We start from the raw sequence: 3,965 nt of genomic DNA on the forward strand, positions 1-3,965 counted from the left end.
TAAGCCTTTTAGAGACAAGGAAGAAAATTATTTTCAGTTTGCCCACGAGGTGGATTTGGACTACAACGACATGTTCATGTTTGCCAGCGAAATTTTTGACAACCCAAGTTCGGTGCATGAAGTTTCTAAGAAAATAACCAAACATCTATTTGAGCAAAGCAACCATCCACACATTAAAAACGGGGAGGTTTACGTAACCTATCTAACGAATATCAACATCGACAATAATGTGGTGGACGCGGTAGGGATTTTTAAAAGTGAGTTGCAAGCCGATTTTTTACAATTTGAAGAAAAAGGCACGCATCTAGAAATGATTTTGCAACAAGGCATCAACTTAAACAAGTTGGACAAGGGTTGCTTGATTTTCAATTACAAAAAAGAAGAAGGTTACAAAATTTTGACTGTCGACAGTAACCGTTATGACGCACGGTATTGGCTAGAGCATTTCCTTTCTGTAGATGCATTTCAGGACGAGAATTTCATGACCAAAAAGTACTTGAAGTTTGTACAGGATTTTGCCAAAGACGTGGTACTTCCTGCCGAAGATAAAAAAGAGGAAGTGATGTTCATGAACCGTTCGGTAAACTATTTTGCCAAAAACGATCAGTTTGAAGAAACGAATTTCTTGAATGAGGTTCTAGACAATCCCGATTTGATTCCGGAATTTAAAAACTATAAAGTAGATAAAGGCGAAAAGTATAGTATTGAAGACGTTACAAATTTTCCTATTGCCAATGCTGCGGTTTCGGATGCACGGCGTAAAATGAAAAATGTGATTAATTTGGATACCCATATTCAAATTAAACTGGATTTCATCAATCCCGAAAGTGCCGAAAAATATGTGGAAAAAGGTTGGGACGAAGAAAAGCAAATGTATTATTACTTGGTTTATTTCAATAAAGAACAAAAAAGTTAAAGCATCTATTGAATCCCCAACGGCAATGTTGGGGATTTTTTTTGCAAAAGCCTTTTTTATTTTTTCAATGCTAGAAAAAAGTCTTACCGGATGAATTGTATTTTTCAAACAGCCTTTTTATGTTTTACAATGTTGTTTATGAACTACCACCAATTGTACATTTAAAATGCTCTAATCCACTGTAAAATTGCATGATGGATACTGCCGATTGTCAAAATATTGAGGGTAATTTATGGGACTCTTACAGTGTCCATTACTATATTTTATCATTTGGACGCAACCTTTTTATTTCGAACGCATCTACTATATACTTAATCAAGATGCTGCAACCTGATTTGGAATTTTATAAAGTTTTTGGTTAGACTTCATAATTTTTAGTTTTAATTGTTACTCCTTTACAGGTACTGAAATGCGTTTTCTTCGGAGAACGCATTTTTTATAAAAATGATTACCTAATTATATTTTGTTAAATACGTTCAAAAATTACGTATTGACTCACACCCGTAGATTTAAACACTTTAAATTTCAAAATTTTTTGCGAAAATTGTCCCAATCACAAAATTACTGAAAACCTTGAAAATCTTAACGTTGTATATATTTTAACATTAATCTATCTTTAAAAAAAACGAGATTTGCAGTATCTTTGCAAAACTATGAAAGGAATAAAATATACGTTTTTTGTGTGGTTTTTTTTGGGAATTCAAAACATTACAAACGCACAAAACATTACTGTTGATGAGACTTTAACCCCTACACAACTCGTCGAAAATATTTTAATAAACAATCCTTGTGCGAATATTTCAAATGTTTCTGTCACAACTTGGAATTTTCAAGACGGACAGAGTTTTGGACGGTTCACTTCGGGCGGCAGTGCTTTTCCGTTTGCAGATGGAGTAGTTTTGACTACCGGTCGAGCGGCATCGGCAGTGGGTCCAAATACTTCTATTTTGAGCGAAGGGCCCGACTCTTGGGGAGGTGATACCGACTTGGAACAGGCTTTGAATATTGGTCCCAGTTCCATTAATGCTACCGTTTTAGAATTTGACTTTTTGCCATTATCGGACAAAATAAGTTTTGATTATATTTTTTCTTCGGAGCAATACCTTTCCAATCCCAATCCCAATCAATGCGGCTTTACCGATGGTTTTGTATTTCTACTCAAGAAAGCCAATAGCACGGATGCTTACAGCAATCTGGCCGTAGTTCCAGGAAGCGATACACCCGTTCGTGTCAATACCGTTCGTGGTTCAGGCACATTGTGTCCGCCTTCGAACGAACAATTTTTTGATGCATTTAACACTTCGGATCATCCCACCAATTATAATGGACAAACAAAGATATTGACCGCTCAATCCAATGTAGAACCTGGAATACTGTATCACATCAAGTTAGTGGTTGCCGATCAAGGGAACAGGCAATATGATTCGGCTATTTTTATTGGAGGCGGAAGTTTTAAAATTGAAAAAGATTTGGGAGAAGACCGTTTATTTGCTACTAATAATCCACTCTGTTTTCAATCCACACTGGAATTAGATGCTACAGAGCCTGGAACAAATACCTACCAATGGTCGCGAAATGGGGTTTCGATTGCAGGAGCTGTAAATCCTCTTTTTACAGTTTCAGAGGCAGGAATTTATACCGTGGCCATTAATTTAGGCACTTCGGGTTGTGTTTCTACTGGAGAAATTGAGATTGAATATGACACCCAACTGATGCCAAGTACTGCTACAATTGTGGAATGTGACCCTGATTTCGATGGAATCACGACCTTCAATTTAACAAAAGCAACTGCAACGATTTTGTCATCCGACAGTTCGATTCAGTTTGTAGAATATTATGAAGATGCATTTGCAACGGTTCAAGTAGCAAATGCAATGAGTTATACTTCTGGACCAACAACAGTGTATGCCCAGGTTTTTAATGCTAATAATTGTGGCACTATCGTTCCGGTAACTTTAGTGATTTCAAACACTAACCCCGGTGTTCCTGCACCAATTGAATTTTGCGATGAAGATGGAACAAAAGATGGAATTCGCCTATTTGATTTGGCAACGGAAGTATCGCCCCAACTATTAAATGCACTTCCACCGAGTTTGGTAGTGAGTTATTTTTCGAATATAAATGATGCTGTATTGGGTGTAAATGCTTTACCAAACGGATTTAGCAATACAGTGGCCAACCAACAAACCATTTGGGCTCGAATTACAAACGGACCCGATTGCTATGGTATTATTCCGGTTATTTTGGTGGTACATTTTCTCGAAGTTCCCAATTTTGATGATGAAGAAAAAATAGTTTGCGAAGGTTTAAATTCCGTAGTACTTTCAGTTCCTGCAGGATTTCAAACCTACCTTTGGAATGATGCAAATGCCAGTACTTCCAATACTATAAGGGTTGGAACAGCGGGAACTTTTACGGTTGAAGTTACGGACGCCAATGGTTGTATTGATACTAAAACGTTTACAGTCGAAGCTTCGAGTGTAGCAACAATTACAGATGTAGTTATCGTTGATTTTGCCGGTGGATCGAATTCGGTGACCGTTGAATATTCGGGATCTGGAGATTATGAATTTTCGCTTGACGGAACAAATTACCAAGAAAGTCCTACATTTTATAATGTACAGTCGGGATCGTATACGGTTTACGTTCAAGATAAAAACTTTTGTGGTAAACAGAAGCGGGAAATTTTTGTACTGGATTATCCCAAATTTTTTACACCGAATGGCGATGGATATAACGATGTCTGGAAAATCAATTATTTGCAAAAGGAACATCGACGTGCCCAAGTGTCAATTTTCGATCGATACGGGAAATTGGTTTTCAGTGGAACCGGAGACAACGCTGGTTGGGACGGCACTTTTAATTCGAATAATTTGCCCGCTTCTGATTATTGGTTTACAATTGTTTTAGAGGACGGTCGTGTGATAAAAAACCACTTTTCCTTAAAAAGATAAAATTTTATAAAACTTTAATGTATATCCGTAATTGCTCATATTTTTGTATATTTGTTTGATAGATAAATTATTGGGTATGAATATTTTTAGTTTTG

General features: G+C 36.8%; 2 protein-coding genes. Both read left to right on the forward strand.

Translation table 11 applies throughout. The annotated features are described in order from the left end of the window. The coding region (locus ACIQ2X_RS14355; protein ID WP_396179634.1) for a nucleoid-associated protein at nucleotides 1-916 on the forward strand (916 nt) is incomplete at its 5' end. A gap of 653 nt (nucleotides 917-1,569) precedes the next feature. After that, nucleotides 1,570-3,870 (forward strand): choice-of-anchor L domain-containing protein, encoded by a 2,301-nt coding sequence (locus ACIQ2X_RS14360; protein WP_396179635.1) that lies wholly within the window; start codon nucleotides 1,570-1,572, stop codon nucleotides 3,868-3,870. Nucleotides 3,871-3,965 lie beyond the last annotated feature (95 nt).

It is taken from the genome of Flavobacterium sp. (genome assembly GCF_044368625.1).
GTDB lineage: Bacteria > Bacteroidota > Bacteroidia > Flavobacteriales > Flavobacteriaceae > Flavobacterium.